The organism is Streptomyces sp. NBC_00459, assembly GCF_036013955.1.
Classification (GTDB): Bacteria; Actinomycetota; Actinomycetes; order Streptomycetales; family Streptomycetaceae; genus Streptomyces.
The window spans coordinates 4,993,830-5,008,523 of the sequence record NZ_CP107903.1 but is presented as its reverse complement, the minus strand read 5'-3'; the positions used below and the strand labels follow the sequence as shown (position 1 = coordinate 5,008,523).

General features: G+C 70.6%; 9 protein-coding genes and 1 pseudogene. 4 read left to right on the top strand and 6 right to left on the bottom strand.

The features are described 5' to 3' along the window. Positions 1–8 precede the first annotated feature (8 nt). The 3 genes from OHN74_RS21900 to OHN74_RS21890 all read left to right on the top strand — a co-directional run bounded on the left by OHN74_RS21900 (position 9) and on the right by OHN74_RS21890 (position 2,390). Complete coding sequence (locus OHN74_RS21900) at positions 9–467, top strand: hypothetical protein (protein WP_327696255.1); 459 nt, start codon at positions 9–11, stop codon at positions 465–467. Positions 468–531: 64 nt separating this feature from the next. Further along, positions 532–1,443 carry an LLM class flavin-dependent oxidoreductase gene (locus OHN74_RS21895; protein WP_327696253.1) on the top strand — a complete coding sequence of 304 codons (912 nt, stop codon included), beginning with the start codon at positions 532–534 and terminating at the stop codon, positions 1,441–1,443. Between the two features lie 77 nt (positions 1,444–1,520). Continuing rightward, the gene (locus OHN74_RS21890) at positions 1,521–2,390 is read left to right on the top strand and encodes a Cof-type HAD-IIB family hydrolase (RefSeq protein ID WP_327696252.1); all 870 of its coding nucleotides are present in this window, start codon (positions 1,521–1,523) and stop codon (positions 2,388–2,390) included. 26 nt (positions 2,391–2,416) lie between these two features. On the opposite strand, the gene OHN74_RS21885 is transcribed toward OHN74_RS21890, so the two are convergent. The 6 genes and pseudogenes from OHN74_RS21885 to hisC form a co-directional block, all read right to left on the bottom strand. After that, positions 2,417–3,484: a M23 family metallopeptidase gene (locus OHN74_RS21885; protein ID WP_327696251.1), complete on the bottom strand. Its 1,068-nt coding sequence runs from the start codon at positions 3,482–3,484 to the stop codon at positions 2,417–2,419. Between the two features lie 102 nt (positions 3,485–3,586). Next, positions 3,587–5,101, bottom strand: a complete 1,515-nt coding sequence (locus OHN74_RS21880; RefSeq protein WP_327696250.1) for a GAF domain-containing protein — start codon at positions 5,099–5,101, stop codon at positions 3,587–3,589. 117 nt (positions 5,102–5,218) lie between these two features. After that, a pseudogene (cydD, locus tag OHN74_RS21875) lies at positions 5,219–8,722 on the bottom strand (thiol reductant ABC exporter subunit CydD); the annotation flags it as partial. A 117-nt stretch (positions 8,723–8,839) separates the two neighbouring features. Next, entirely contained in the window at positions 8,840–9,844 is a 1,005-nt protein-coding gene (cydB, locus tag OHN74_RS21870; protein ID WP_327696248.1) for a cytochrome d ubiquinol oxidase subunit II, read from the bottom strand. A gap of 20 nt (positions 9,845–9,864) precedes the next feature. Next, the gene (locus OHN74_RS21865; protein WP_327696247.1) at positions 9,865–11,373 is read right to left on the bottom strand and encodes a cytochrome ubiquinol oxidase subunit I; all 1,509 of its coding nucleotides are present in this window, start codon (positions 11,371–11,373) and stop codon (positions 9,865–9,867) included. A 282-nt stretch (positions 11,374–11,655) separates the two neighbouring features. Next, the gene (hisC, locus tag OHN74_RS21860; RefSeq protein ID WP_327696246.1) at positions 11,656–12,735 is read right to left on the bottom strand and encodes a histidinol-phosphate transaminase; all 1,080 of its coding nucleotides are present in this window, start codon (positions 12,733–12,735) and stop codon (positions 11,656–11,658) included. A 463-nt stretch (positions 12,736–13,198) separates the two neighbouring features. Here hisC and OHN74_RS21855 point away from each other — a divergent pair, with 463 nt between their 5' ends. Beyond that, entirely contained in the window at positions 13,199–14,311 is a 1,113-nt protein-coding gene (locus OHN74_RS21855; RefSeq protein WP_327696245.1) for a LacI family DNA-binding transcriptional regulator, read from the top strand. Positions 14,312–14,694 lie beyond the last annotated feature (383 nt).

Here is a 14,694-nt window from a genome sequence, read left to right as displayed (position 1 = left end):
GCCCCGGCATGATCGAGGCCATGGACCATCTGCCCAGCACCGAGGCCGCCGTCACCGCTTTGCGCGCCCTCGCCGCCGAGTACGCCCGTGAGATCGAGGTCGGCCACGACATCGGCGCCGACCAGACCTCCCGGCGCACGGCCGCGGGCATCGGCGTCACCACGGACCCGGACGGCTCGCTTCCGCACGAGGCCTTCGCCGAGCTCGGCGGAGTCCCCCGGGTCACCGTCCGCCTGTTCCCCGACGACGACGCGCTGATCACGGTCGAGGGCGTCGAATGCCCCGACATCCCACGCGACGACGTCCCCGCCTTCCTCCGCTCGGTCTACGACGGCCTCGCGTTCGTCACGGCCCGCCGCTTCCCGCCCGGCCGCCACCTGGTCGTCCCGCTGCCCGGCGACCGCACGTACAAGGAGTACATCCCGGTGTTCGGCGTCAGCCCGTGGCTCAGCAGTCGCGTCCGGTGACCCTCAGCAGGTGCCCGGTGGCATGTTTCACGTGAAACATGAACCGGGCCTAGGCTCTCTGACCATGAGTCTGCACCTGAGCACCGTGATCCTTCCGTACCGCCGTTGGCACGAGGGCGGCCGTTCGACCTGGGAGCGCGCGGAGCAGCTCGGGTTCCACACCGCGTTCACCTACGACCACCTGTCCTGGCGCACCTTCCGGGACGGCCCGTGGTTCGGTGCCGTGCCCACGCTCACGGCCGCCGCCGCTGTCACCGACCGGCTGCGGCTGGGCACCCTGGTGACCTCGCCGAACTTCCGGCACCCGGTGACGCTGGCCAAGGAGCTGATCTCCCTCGACGACGTGTCGAACGGAAGGATCACCCTGGGCATCGGCGCGGGCGGCACCGGCTTCGACGCCACCGCGCTGGGCCAGGACCCGTGGACACCCCGGGAGCGTGCCGACCGGTTCGGTGAGTTCGTCGCGCTCCTCGACAAGCTGCTGACCGAGGACGGCAAGGACGGCGTCTCGTACCAGGGCGACTACTACTCGGCCCACGAGGTGCGCAACATCCCGGGCTGTGTGCAGCGCCCCCGGCTGCCCTTCGCGGTGGCCGCCACCGGCCCGCGCGGGCTGAAGCTCGCGGCACGGTACGGGCAGGCGTGGGTGACGACCGGCGACCCCCGGCTGTTCGAGAGCGGCACGCCCGAACAGTCGGTGCAGGCCCTGCGCGGGCAGACCGAGAAGCTGGCCGACGCCTGCGCCGCGATCGGCCGGGACGTGAGCGGACTCGACAGGATCCTGCTCACCGGGTTCACCCCTGACCGGGGGCGTCCGCTGGAGTCCGTGGACGCGTTCGTCGACTTCGCGGGCCGGCACCAGGAACTGGGGTTCACCGAGATCGTCATCCACTGGCCCATCCCCGACTCCGACTTCGCGGCCGACGAGCGGATCTTCGAGCGCATCGCCCTGGAGGCGCCGACGCAGCTGCGCTGACCCAGCACCGCCCAGGTGAGTACTCACCTGGGCGGACCGTCGCACGGGCGTGCGCGGACATACGCGAGAATGGCCGGGTGACCTCAGCGACCCGAGAGCCCGAGACCCCCGCCGCCGCCCTCCCTATCCGGCTGATCGCCACCGACCTCGACGGAACCCTGCTGCGCGACGACAAGTCGGTGTCCCCACGCACGGTCGCCGCCCTGGCCGCCGCCGAGGCCGCGGGTGTCGAGGTCTTCTTCGTCACGGGCCGCCCGGCCCGCTGGATGGACGTCGTCAGCGAGCACGTCCACGGTCACGGTCTGGCGATCTGCGGCAACGGCGCCGCCGTGGTCGACCTCCACGGCGGCCCCGGCGCCCACCGCTTCGTGAAGGTGCGGGAGCTGGCCAGGGAGAACGCGCTGGACGCCGTACGGCTGCTGCGCGAGGCCGCCCCGGGGACCGTGTACGCCGTGGAGCAGACGTACGGCTTCCACCAGGAGCCGGAGTATCCGAAGCTGCACATGGAGGTGCCGGACAATCTGGCGCCCGCCGAGAAGCTGCTGGCCCCGGGCGGGCCGAGCGACGGTGAGCCCGTGCTCAAGATCCTCGCCTTCCACCACACGATGGACCCCGACGCGTTCCTCACCACCGCCCGGCTCGCGATCGGCGACCGTGCCACCGTGACCCGCTCCAGCCCCAGCGCTCTGCTGGAGATCAGCGGCCCCGAGGTCTCCAAGGCGAGCACCCTGGCCCTGTGCTGCGCCGAGCGGGGCATCTCGTCCGAGGAGGTCGTCGCCTTCGGGGACATGCCGAACGACGTCGAGATGCTCACCTGGGCGGGCCGGTCGTACGCGATGGGCAACGCGCATCCCGACGTCCTCGCGGCGGCCTCGGGCCACACGGCGCCCAACAACGAGGACGGGGTGGCCGTCGTGATCGAGCGGCTGCTCGCGGAACGCCTCTGAGGAAGCCGCCGCAAGGGGACCGCCCACTACAACCGCACCCCGCGTGCCGTCAGCCACGCCGCCGGATCCACCCCCGACCCCAGTTCCGGTGTGACGCGTACCTCGAAGTGCAGATGCGGGCCGGTCGAGTTGCCGGTCGTGCCGGTCTGGCCGATCCACTGGCCCGGGGTCACCCGCTGCCCCTGGTCGACGGTGACGGCGGCGAGGTGCGCGTACTGCGTGTAGTAGCCCCCGGCGTGCTCGATCACGATCTCGATGCCGAAGGCGCCCCCGCACGACACCGAGACCACGGTGCCCTCGCCGACCGCCCGCACCGGAGTGCCGATCGGTACCGCGAAGTCCTGCCCGGTGTGCCCGTTCGCCCACCGGTCGCCGCCGCTGCCGAAACTCGCGGAGAGCTCGTACGTCTCCACCGGCGTGACGTACTCCGGCATGGTCCCGGGATCCGGCTGGTCGAGCCGGACGGCACCCCGGCACGAGCCCGCCGCGACCGAGGCGTCGGCCCGGCCCTGAAGTGTCCAGCGGGCCTCTTCGAGCTTCGCCTCGATCGTCCGCTTCAGCTCCGCGATCTCGCTGTTGCGCCGCTCCAGCTTCTGCCACTGCGCCGCCGCCTTCGCCTCGTCGGCGGCGAGCCGGGCCTCCGCGCGCCGGCTCTTGTCGATCGCGTTGTTGACGGCGAGATCGGCCTGCCACACCGCCCGCTGACCGCGCATCAGCTCCTCGGGGCTGTCCGCGAGCAGCATCTGCGCGGTGAGCGGCAGGCCGCCTCCGCTGCGGTACTGGCCGCGTGCGATCCGGCCCAGGTCCTCGTGCAGAACGGCGATGTCGCGCCGTTCACGGGCGAGGAGTTCCTCGTACCGCCGGGCCCTGGCCCCCTCCGCCTCGGACTCGCGCCGTCCGGCCTCGTACTGCTGCGTCACCACGGCGGCTTCCGCGTACAGCCGGGTCACCTCGGTGCTGAGACCCGAGTCCGTGGCGGAGTCCGGTCCGGCGTCCGTGTCCTCGCCCGAGGCGGCCGTGGGCCGGGCGACCAGGACCACGAGCGCGCACAGCAGTGCCGGAACCAGCAGCGGATGACGGCGACGTGAGCCCATGTCAGCGATCGTGCACCCCAACCCGGGCCGGTCGCCTGTTCAAGTCGTACGCCTGGGGGACCTCTGGCCACGAACGGCTCAGCGACCGGGTCCGCGACAGGCTCAGTACGGCGCCTGCCACACCACCGTCGTACCGCCACCGTCCGGGCCGCTGCCCGGTCCGTGCCGACTGTCGCCGCCCAGCGACTCGGCGCGCCGTTTCAGGTTCCTGAGGCCACTGCGCCGACCGCCCTCGGGGATGCCGACGCCGTCGTCGGCGACGGTCAGCCGTACGCCCTTCCGGCCGTCCGGCAGGGTCATGTCCGCGTCGACCACGACATCGATCCGGGACGCCCCGGCATGGCGGAAGGCGTTGGACAGTCCCTCGCGAAGAGCGGCGACGAGGTTCTTGCCGGTCAGCTCACCGACGGCGGTGTCGACCGGACCGACCACCTGGAGCGAGGGTTTGAAGCCGAGTGCCACGGCGGCCATGTGGATCTCCCGCCGCACCCGCGTGGTCAGTTGGGCAGGCGCCTCGCCGGGGTCGTCCTGGAGCGCGAAGATCGCGGTGCGGATCTCCTGGATGGTGACGTCGAGTTCGTCGACGGCCCTGCCGACGCCGTCCCGCACCTCGGGCGCGACCGGTCCGCGCTGGGCGCTCTCCAGCATCATCCCGGTGGCGAACAGCCGTTGGATGACGAGATCGTGCAGGTCACGGGCGATCCGGTCGCGGTCCTCGTACACCGCGAGCCGTTCCCGGTCGCGCTGTGCCTCGGCCATCATGAGCGCGAGCGCGGCCTGTGCGGCGAACTGGACGGCGAGCGCGTGCTCCGTCTCCGTGAACGCGCGCGCTCCCCGCGCGCGGGGCATGGCGAGGCTGCCGACGACGCGGCCGTCGCTCTGCAGGGGCAGCAGCATGGTGGGCCCGTAGTCGCGGGTGAGGCCGGTGTGGATGGCCAGCCGGGGGTCGGTGGCCGCGTCCGCGACGAACACCGGCTCGCCGTCGAGGAGTTCGGCGACGATCTCGCTCTCCGGCGGGATGATCACGCCGAGCGCGTCGGAGGGGCGTTCCGCGTCCACGGCGACGATCTCCAGGCCGCCCTCCTCGGCGGGCAGCAGCACGATCCCGGCCGCCGCCCCGGAGAGCCGGCGGGCCTGTTCGGCGACGATCCGAAGGGAGTCGCCGATGTCACCGCCCGAGAGGAGCGCGGTGGTCACGGCCACGGACCCGTCGATCCAGCGCTCGCGCTGCCGGGCGGCCTCGTACAGGCGGGCGTTGCCGATGGCGATGCCCGCCTCGGTGGCCAGCACACGGACCAGGGTCAGATCGTGCTCGGTGAACGGGCCGCCACCACGCTTGTCACCCAGGTACAGATTCCCGAAGACCTCACCGTGCACCCGGATCGGCTCGACCCATCGGACGGTCTCCTCGTCGACGCCGTGGTGAACGAAGTCGGCGAAGCCGATGCCGTCCTCGGCGAGGACCCCGATGGCCGCGCGCCCGGCGTCCACCAGGGCGGTGGCCGTCGCACAGATCCGCTCCAGCGTGGCATGCGGCCCGAGCCCGCTCCCGACGGCCCGCATCGCCTCCAGCAACTGCGGCACGCACGGCTCGGGACGAGGCAGTGGGTCGGACATCCCACGAGCCTAATTACTCCCGTTTGTCCACGAAAGTCGAGCGGCTACGCCTCCCCTGGCAAACAGAGGTGCCGGGGACTGGCGAGCAGAGGACTGACGCACCGCCGCCACCAGCGCCAACTGCTCGGACTCCGCTTCCCGCTCCGCCATCCGCCGCAGCGGCCCCTCGACGGCGACCAGCTCCGCGTACGTCCCCCGCTGCACGACCTGCCCCTCGTCCAGCACGATCACCTCGTCCACGGCTCCGAGACCGGCCAGCCGGTGGGTGATGAGCAGTGTCGTACGGCCCTCGGTCGCGGCCAGGAGATCGGCGGTGAGCGCGTCGGCGGTCGGCAGGTCGAGGTGTTCGGCGGGCTCGTCGAGCACCAGCACCGGGAAGTCCGCGAGCAGCGCCCGGGCGAGCGCCAGCCGCTGCCGCTGGCCGCCGGACAGCCGCGCCCCGTGCTCGCCGACGAGCGTGTCGAGCCCGTCGGGCAGCGACTCGGCCCAGTCCAGCAACCGTGCCCGCGCGAGGGCTGCCCGCAGGTCGTCCTCGGTCGCGTCCTTCTTCGCCAGCAGCATGTTCTCGCGCACGGAGCTGTCGAAGAGGTGGGCGTCCTGGGCGCACAGCCCGACCAGCCGCCGTACGTCGTCGCCGTCCAGCGCGTACGCGTCCACGCCACCGAGCGTGTAGGAGCCGGCGTCCGCGTCCAGGAACCTCAGGAGTACCTGCGCGAGCGTCGTCTTGCCTGACCCGGACGGGCCGACGACGGCGATCCGGCGCCCTTCGTGGAGGGTGAGGTCGAGGCGGGTGAGCGCGTCCCGGTCCTGTCCGGCATGGCGGGCGGCCAGTCCCTCGACGACGACCGGGAACGGCGACAGCGGCGCAGGGAGCGGCTCTTCGGGTTCGCGTACGGGCTCGGGCACGTCCAGGACCTCGTACACCCGCTCCGCGCTCCTGCGTACCCGCTGCCGGTACCGCACGGCGAGCGGCAGTCCGAGGACTGCCTCGAAGGCGGCCAGGGGAGTGAGGACGACCACCGCCATCACCACCCCGTCGAGCCTCCCGTCGGTGACCGCCCGGGCGCCCATGAGGGCGGTGGCCGCGACCGTCACTCCGGACAGCAACGCGGTGAGTCCGTCGCCGAGCGCGGTGGCGGTGGCGGCGCGCGAGGCGATCCGGGTGAGCGCGGAGTCGGCCCGCCGCACCTGCTCGGTACGTCCGTTCAGAGCGCCGGCGACCGTCGCCTCGGCGGTTCCGGTGAGCAGATCGGTCACATGCGTGGCGAGAGCCCCGCGGGCCGGGGCGAGCCGGCGTTCCGCGCGCCGCGCCACGGCACTGGTCACTAGGGGTACGCCTACGCCGGCCGCGAGCAGCCCGGCGGCGAGCACGGCCCCTGCCTCCGGGAGCAGCCACGCGGTGAACCCGACAGAGGCGGCGGAGACGACCAGGGCGGCCCCGGCGGGCAGCAGCCAGCGCAGCCAGTAGTCCTGGAGGGCGTCCACATCGGCGACGAGCCGCGACAGCAGGTCCCCGCGCCGGGTCGTCCGCAGTCCGGCGGGCGCCAGCCGCTCCAGGCGCCGGTAGACGGCGACCCTGGTGTCGGCCAGCATCCGCAGCACGGCGTCGTGCGACACCAGCCGCTCGGCGTAGCGGAAGACGGCCCGCCCGATTCCGAAGGCCCGTGTGGCCGTCACGGCGACCATCAGATACAGCACGGGCGGCTGCTGCGAGGCCCGCGAGATGAGCCACCCGGAGGTCGCCATGAGCCCGACGGCACTGCCGAGCGCGAGACTCCCGAGCAGCAGCGCGAGTCCGAACCGCCCGTGCCGGGCCCCGGACATGGCCCGCACCCGCGCGAGCACACCACGTCGCCCCGCGGAAACACCGGCCACCAGGTCTTCCTCGTCGGGCACGGGGAACTGTCCACCGCCCACGACAAACTCGTCGCCGCCGAGGGCACCACCGGCCTGCTCGGCCCCAGGCAGGCGAGCGGGGCGGGCGGCCTCCGCCAGCCGCACCACCCGGTCCGCCACCGCCAGCAGCGCCGGCCGGTGCACGACCAGAAGTACCGTCCGTCCAACGGCCAGGCGCCGTACGGCGGCCACGACCTCGGCCTCGGTCTCCCCGTCGAGCGCGGCCGTCGGCTCGTCGAGCAGCAGCACAGGCCGGTCCGCGAGGAACGCCCGGGCCAGCGCGAGCCGTTGCCGCTGCCCGGCGGAGAGCCCGGCCCCGTCCTCGCCGAGCGCCGAGTGAATGCCGTCGGGCAGCGCGTCGACGAACTCCAGCGCACCGGCGTCGGCCAGTGCCGTCCGTACAGCGGTGTCGTCGGCATCGGGCCGGGCCAGCCGTACGTTCTCGGCGATCGACCCGGCGAACAGGTGAGGCCGTTGCGGCACCCAGGCCACCCGCGAACGCCACTGCTCCAGGTCGATACCGGCGAGATCGGCTCCCCCGACGCACACCCGCCCTTCCGCCGGCCGTACGAACCCGAGCAGCGCGTGCAGCAGCGTCGACTTGCCCGCGCCGCTCGGCCCGACGAGCGCGACCGTCTCGCCGGCCCCGACAGCGAAGGACGCGTCCGCCACCGCGTCCACCGAGCGCCCGGGATACCGGACCGTCACGCCTTCGAAGGCAACCCCGCCCGCCGGAACCGCCCCTGTCCCGGATTCCGGTACCGCCGTCTCCAGGACGGCGAAGATCTCCTCGGCCGCGGCCAGCCCTTCGGCCGCCGCGTGGAACTGGGCGCCCACCTGCCTCAGCGGCAGGTACGCCTCGGGCGCGAGGACAAGAACGACGAGCCCGGTGTACAGGTCCATCTCGCCGTGCACGAGCCGCATACCGATGGTCACCGCGACCAGCGCCACGGACAGCGTGGCCAGCAGTTCCAGCGCGAAGGACGAGATGAAGGCGATCCGCAGGGTCCCCATCGTGGCCTGCCGGTACTCACCGGTGATGCGCCGGATCGACTCGGCCTGCGCCTTGGCCCGGCCGAACACCTTCAGCGTCGGCAGCCCGGCCACGACATCGAGGAAGTGGCCCGACAGCCGTGACAGCAGCCGCCATTGACGGTCCATCCGGGACTGCGTGGCCCAGCCGATCAGCACCATGAAGACCGGAATGAGCGGCAGGGTCCCGACGATGATCGCGGCCGACACCCAGTCCTCGGTGACGATCCGCGCCAGCACGGCCACGGGCACCACCACCGCGAGCCCCAACTGCGGCAGATAGCGCGAGAAGTAGTCGTCGAGCGCGTCGACCCCCCGCGTGGCGAGGGCGACCAGCGAACCGGTCCGCTGCCCGCTCAGCCATCCGGGCCCCAGCGCGACGGACCGCTCCAACAACCGCCCACGCAGCTCCGACTTCACAGCCGCGCTCGTGCGGTGGGCGGCCAACTCGGTGAGCCAGGAGACCACCGCCCGACCACCGGCGACGGCCACCAACAGCAGCAGGGGCGTACGGAGTTCAGCGGCCGCCAGTCCGTGCTGGAAGGCTCCGACCACCACCTCGGCGATGAGCATGGCCTGCGCGATGACCAGCCCCGCACCCACTGCACCGAGGCCGACAACCGCCAGCAGGAAACGGCGGGTTGCACCGGCGTACCGGAGGAGGCGTGGATCGATTGGTTTCACGTGAAACATGCCCTTCGGTCCAGGGAGGTGGTTTCGCGATGTTTCACGTGAAACATCGCGAAACCACCTCCCGCCGACAGAGATGACGCAGAGCGGACAGGGATTTCCGGCGCGGGCAAAGCCGAATCAGTGCGCGGCCTCGGCGAGGTGTTGCGTGCCGATCCGCTTGCGGAACACCCAGTACGTCCAGCCCTGGTAGAGCAGGACCATGGGGGTGGCGATCCCCGCGCACCACGTCATGATCTTCAGCGTGTACGGGCTCGACGAGGCATTGGTGACCGTGAGGTTCCAGTCGGCGCTGAGCGAGGACGGCAGGACGTTCGGGAAGAGCGTCAGGAACAGCATCGCGACGGCGGCCACGATAGTGACCCCGGAGAACGCGAACGCCCAGCCCTCACGTCCCTTCCACGCCGCCCCCAGCGCTGCGACGAGGGCGAGCACGGCGACGACCGCCGCGGCCAGTGAGCCCCCGTCACCCTTGTCGGCCTGGGTCCAGCCCAGGAACACGAGCGCGACGACGGCGGCCACGAGTCCTACGCGCACCGCCAGCTTCCGTGCCCGTTCCCGGATGTCCCCGACTGTCTTGAGGCCGACGAACACCGTGCCGTGGAAGGTGAACAGCGACAGGGTGACCAGGCCGCCCAGCAGGGCGTACGGGTTGAGCAGGTCGGCGAGATTTCCGACGTACTCGAAGTTCGCGTCGATCTTCACCCCGCGCACGATGTTGGCGAAGGCCACACCCCACATGAACGCGGGCAGCAGCGAGGTCCAGAAGATCGCGGTCTCCCAGTTGCGCTGCCAGTTCTCCTCGGGCCGCTTCACCCGGTACTCGAAGGCGACACCCCGCACGATCAGACACACCAGGATGAGCAGCAGCGGCAGATAGAAGCCGGAGAACAGAGTGGCGTACCACTCCGGGAAGGCGGCGAAGGTCGCGCCGCCCGCCGAGAGCAGCCACACCTCGTTGCCGTCCCAGACGGGCCCGATGGTGTTGATGAGGACCCGCTTCTCGGCCCGGTCGCGGGCGAGCAGTTTGGTGAGGACGCCGACCCCGAAGTCGAAGCCCTCCAGGAAGAAGTAGCCGATCCACAGGACGGCGATGAGGACGAACCAGACGTCGTGAAGTTGCATGGCGATTCAGCTCCCTGGGCCTAGTAGGAGAAGGCCATCGGCTTGTCGGCGTCCTGTGGGTCGCCGCCGATCTTCGTGGGCGGGTTGAGGTCGGCCTCGGTCAGTTCGGGCGGCCCGGCCTTGACGTACTTCACGAGGAGCTTGACCTCGATGACGGCGAGGATCGCGTAGAGCGAGGTGAAGACGATCATCGAGGTGAGGATCTCCCATTGGGAGACCCCGGGGGAGACCGCGTCCCGGGTCTGGAAGATGCCGTACACGACCCACGGCTGACGGCCCATCTCGGTGAAGATCCAGCCCCAGGAGCTGGCGATCAGCGGGAAGCCCAGGGTGAGGATCGCGATGCGCCAGTACCACTTGGTGAGCGTCGGGCCGAGTGCTTTCCCTGGGAGCAGCGAGAGGTGCGGCACCTCGTCGTCGCCGACCCGCAGATGCTGCGGCAGCATGAACTTCTTGCGGGTCAGCCAGAGTCCGGCGAGCCCGATCGCGAAGGACGTCATGCCGAAGCCGATCATCCAGCGGAAGCCCCAGTAGGCGACCGGGATGTTGGGGCGGTAGTCGCCGGGCCCGAACTTCTCCTGCTCGGCCTTGTTGACGTCGTTGATGCCGGGGACGTACGAGCTGAAGTCGTCGTTGGCCAGGAAGGACAGCAGGCCCGGGATCTCGATGGCGACCTTGTTGTGGCCGGCCTCGACGTCGCCGTAGGCGAACACGGAGAAGGGCGCGGGCGCCTCGCCGTCCCAGAGCGCCTCGGCGGCGGCCATCTTCATCGGCTGCTGCTTGAACATGACCTTGCCGAGGAAGTCACCGCTGACCGCGGTGAGCAGACCGCCGATGACGACGGTGACCAGGCCGAGCCGCAGCGAGGTCTTCATCACCTCGATGTGCTTCTTGCGCGTCAGATGGAAGGCGGCGATGCCGACCATGAAGGCGCCACCCGTGAGGAAGGCCGCGGTGAGGGTGTGGAAGACCTGGGTCAGCGCGGTGTTCTGGGTGAGGACCAGCCAGAAGTCGGTGAGTTCGGCGCGCCCCTTCTTCTCGTTGATCCGGTAGCCGACGGGGTGCTGCATCCAGGAGTTGGCCGCGAGGATGAAGTACGCCGACAGGATCGTGCCGATCGAGACCATCCAGATGCAGGCCAGGTGGATCCTCTTCGGCAGCTTGTCCCAGCCGAAGATCCACAGCCCGATGAAGGTGGATTCGAAGAAGAAGGCGATCAGCGCCTCGAAGGCGAGCGGGGCGCCGAAGACATCGCCGACGAAGCGCGAGTAGTCGGACCAGTTCATACCGAACTGGAACTCCTGCACGATGCCGGTGACGACACCCATCGCGATGTTGATCAGGAAGAGCTTGCCCCAGAACTTGGTGGCCTTGAGGTACTTCTCCTTCTCGGTGCGCACCCAGGCGGTCTGCAGGCCGGCGGTGAGCGCGGCCAGCGAGATCGTCAGCGGGACGAACAGGAAGTGGTAGACGGTGGTGATGCCGAACTGCCAACGAGCCAGAGTCTCCGGCGCCAGAGCGATGTCCACATCTCCTCCTTACGAGCCGTGATCATTTCGGCGGTCCGTCCCGGTCGCCGACCCGCACGAGAGGGACAAACGAGACGCGCTTGTGAACGCGTTCACATTCACAAGCAATTATGGCGCATGCCCGTTCGAGACGGGAGACGCGGGGTGCCCAAACAGCCTCCGGCCGCCCCGGAGCGTGCGATTCAGGGCCGCCAGGACAGCAAAACGGCACGTCACCGGCTATGAGTGACGTGCCGCACATGGTCCGCCGGACAGGCTCCGAGCTGTTCTGGAGGAGCTGTTCTAGAGCTCCTTGCGGAACATCTCCGCGGCCTTCAGGAAGACGTCGTTCGCCTCGGTCTCACCGACCGTCACACGAACCCCCTCACCCGGGAACGGCCGGACGACGACCCCGGCCCGCTCGCACACCGCCGCGAAGTCCACCGTGCGCTCCCCCAGCCGCAGCCACACGAAGTTCGCCTGGGTCTCGGGCACCGTCCAGCCCTGGCCGCGCAGACCGTCGACCACCCGCGTGCGCTCCGAGACCAGCGAACCCACCCGGCCCAACAGCGCGTCCTCGGCCCGCAGCGAGGCCACCGCCGCGTCCTGGGCCAGCTGGCTCACCCCGAAGGGCACCGCCGTCTTGCGCAGCGCGGCCGCCACCGGCTCGTGGGCGATCGCGAAGCCGACCCGGAGCCCGGCAAGGCCGTACGCCTTGGAGAAGGTCCGCAGCACACAGACGTTCGGCCGGTCGCGGTAGAGCACGACCCCGTCCGGCACCTCGATGTCGCGCACGAACTCCTTGTAGGCCTCGTCCAGCACCACCAGCACGTCGGCGGGCACCCGGTCCAGGAACCGCTCCAGCTCGGCCCGCCGTACGACCGTCCCCGTCGGGTTGTTGGGGTTGCAGACGAAGATCAGCCGGGTCCGGTCGGTGATCGCGTCCGCCATCGCGTCGAGATCGTGCACGTCCCCCGGTGTCAGCGGGACCTTGACCGACGTGGCGCCGCTGATCTGCGTGATGATCGGATAGGCCTCGAAGGACCGCCAGGCGTAGATCACCTCGTCGCCGGGCCCGCTGGTGGACTGGATCAACTGCTGGGCGACGCCGACCGAGCCGGTGCCGGTGGCGATATGGGAGACCGGCACGGCGAAACGTTCTGCCAGCTCGCTCATGAGCTCCGTGCAGGCCATGTCCGGGTACCGGTTGAAGGCCCCCGCCGCGGCTGTCACGGTCTCCAGCACGCCGGGCAACGGCGGGTACGGGTTCTCGTTCGAGGACAGCTTGTAGGCCACCGGCCCGCCCGCCGCGGCCGGCCTGCCCGGCTTGTAGGTGGGGATACCCTCCAGCTCGGCTCGCAGCTTGGGGCTCGTCTCGCTCACCGCAGTCCTCCTCGTGACCACCACCGGCTCAGCACGGCCACCCGCTGCCGGTTCCCGGGTACCAATGCTTCTCACCTTATGAGGATTCGGCGTCACTGCGTACGGGTCGGTCGTGTCCGAGAGCATCCGACCCGCTCCGCGCTTCCACACCACCTGCCCCACAGGCATCAGGGGTATCGCCGTACAAAGTTGTACGAATTGGGGGGCGCATTGCGCTTCTCGGCACGCGCTGGTGGCTCACGCCGTGGCGCGCATCCCCCGTAGAGGTGAGTTGAGACCTCTTCGAAACATCGGTCACTTGGCAGGCCTATGTGCGCCGACAAGTCAGGTAGGGCAGTAATATCGTTCAACTGGCTTCTTTTCTAAGGCAGTTGATCGCTTTTGACCATGCAGAAACGTGCCTGTCAACGGCTGCATATGCGTCCGCACTACCCCACCGCATGAGCCCTACTATCGGCTCGCCATGACAGCAGCAGGGAAGCACCAGGTGAGCCGCGCGGAGACAACCCGAAGAGGCAGTCGGCCGGGCCGGGCAGGCATCAGAGACGTGGCCGCCGCCGCCGGCGTCTCGATCACGACCGTCTCCGACGCCCTCAACGGAAAGGGCCGGCTCCCGGACGCCACCCGCCGCCATGTCCGTGAGGTCGCGGACCGGCTGGGCTACCGCCCGTCGGCCGCGGCCCGAACCCTCCGTACCGGCAAGTCCGGGCTGATCGGTCTGACCGTGACGACATACGGGGATGAACCTTTCACCTTCACCGAGTTCGCGTACTTCGCGGAGATGGCGAGGGCTGCCACCTCGGCCGCCCTCGCCCGGGGCTACGCCCTGGTCATCCTCCCCGCGACCTCGCGCCATGACGTGTGGTCGAACGTCGCCCTGGACGGCACGGTCGTCATCGACCCGTCCGACCATGACCCGGTGGTCACCGAACTCGTCCGGCAGGGGCTGCCCGTCGTCTCCGACGGCCGCCCGGCCGGCTCGCTCCCGGTCACCGCGTGGGTCGACAACGACCACGAAGCGGCGGTCCTGGGCATCCTCGACCACCTGGCCGACGCCGGCGCCCGCCGCATCGGCCTGCTGACGGGGACGTCCACCGACACCTACACCCATCTCTCGACCACGGCGTACCTGCACTGGTGCGAGCGGGTCGGCCAGGACCCGGTGTACGAGTCCTACCCGGCCCACGACCCGTGTGCGGGCGCCGTTGCCGCCGATCGGCTGCTGGCCCGCCCGGACCGCCCGGACGCCGTCTACGGCCTCTTCGACCCGAACGGCACCGACCTGCTGGCCGCGGCCCGCCGCTACGGCCTGCGCGTCCCGGAGGACCTCCTGCTGGTCTGCTGCAGCGAGTCCACGGTGTACGCCACCACGGAGCCGCCGATCACCACCCTCTCCCTGAAGCCGCGCCGCATCGGCACGGCGGTGGTCCAGCTCCTGATCGACGCCATCGAGAACCTCGACTCGGACATGCCGGTCGAGCAGGTGATACCGACCGAACTGATCGTGCGGACGTCCTCGCAGCGCCGTCCGCCGCGTACGACGGTCAGTCCTCCGCGGTCGCCCGAGGAAGGGTGATCCGGGGGCGGTGGTGAGGGGCGGGGAGAGTGCGCTTGTGCGGGGCCGGTTCCCGGAGAGCGGGGCCGTACGAGGGGTCGGCCCCGCAGGGGTAGCGGGAGCCCGGCTCCGCTCAGGAACGCGGGACACCGGCGTCCGGACAGGTGACGGGCGCCGGTGTCATGATCGTACGAAGCGTCGGTATTGAAGGTTCCGAGGTTCGAAGCAACGTACGAAGCAGGCGGGTCCTGGGCGGGCCCGGACGGGAAAGCCCCTCCGAATCGGGGCGAAAGCCGCGGTGAACTGGGCTCCTTCGCCGATTCACCACCCCTGGGTCATCACATGGCGCGATCCGCATTCCTATGATGGGCCCACGACACCGCGGGCCGCTGCGACCAGGCAGT

Coding starts and splice junctions, on each gene's coding strand:
- OHN74_RS21900 (WP_327696255.1), top strand. CDS start 9: ATGATCGAGGCCATGGACCATCTGCCCAGCACCGAGGCCGCCGTCACC.
- OHN74_RS21885 (WP_327696251.1), bottom strand. CDS start 3,484: ATGGGCTCACGTCGCCGTCATCCGCTGCTGGTTCCGGCACTGCTGTGC.
- OHN74_RS21895 (WP_327696253.1), top strand. CDS start 532: ATGAGTCTGCACCTGAGCACCGTGATCCTTCCGTACCGCCGTTGGCAC.
- OHN74_RS21855 (WP_327696245.1), top strand. CDS start 13,199: ATGACAGCAGCAGGGAAGCACCAGGTGAGCCGCGCGGAGACAACCCGA.
- OHN74_RS21880 (WP_327696250.1), bottom strand. CDS start 5,101: ATGTCCGACCCACTGCCTCGTCCCGAGCCGTGCGTGCCGCAGTTGCTG.
- cydB (WP_327696248.1), bottom strand. CDS start 9,844: ATGCAACTTCACGACGTCTGGTTCGTCCTCATCGCCGTCCTGTGGATC.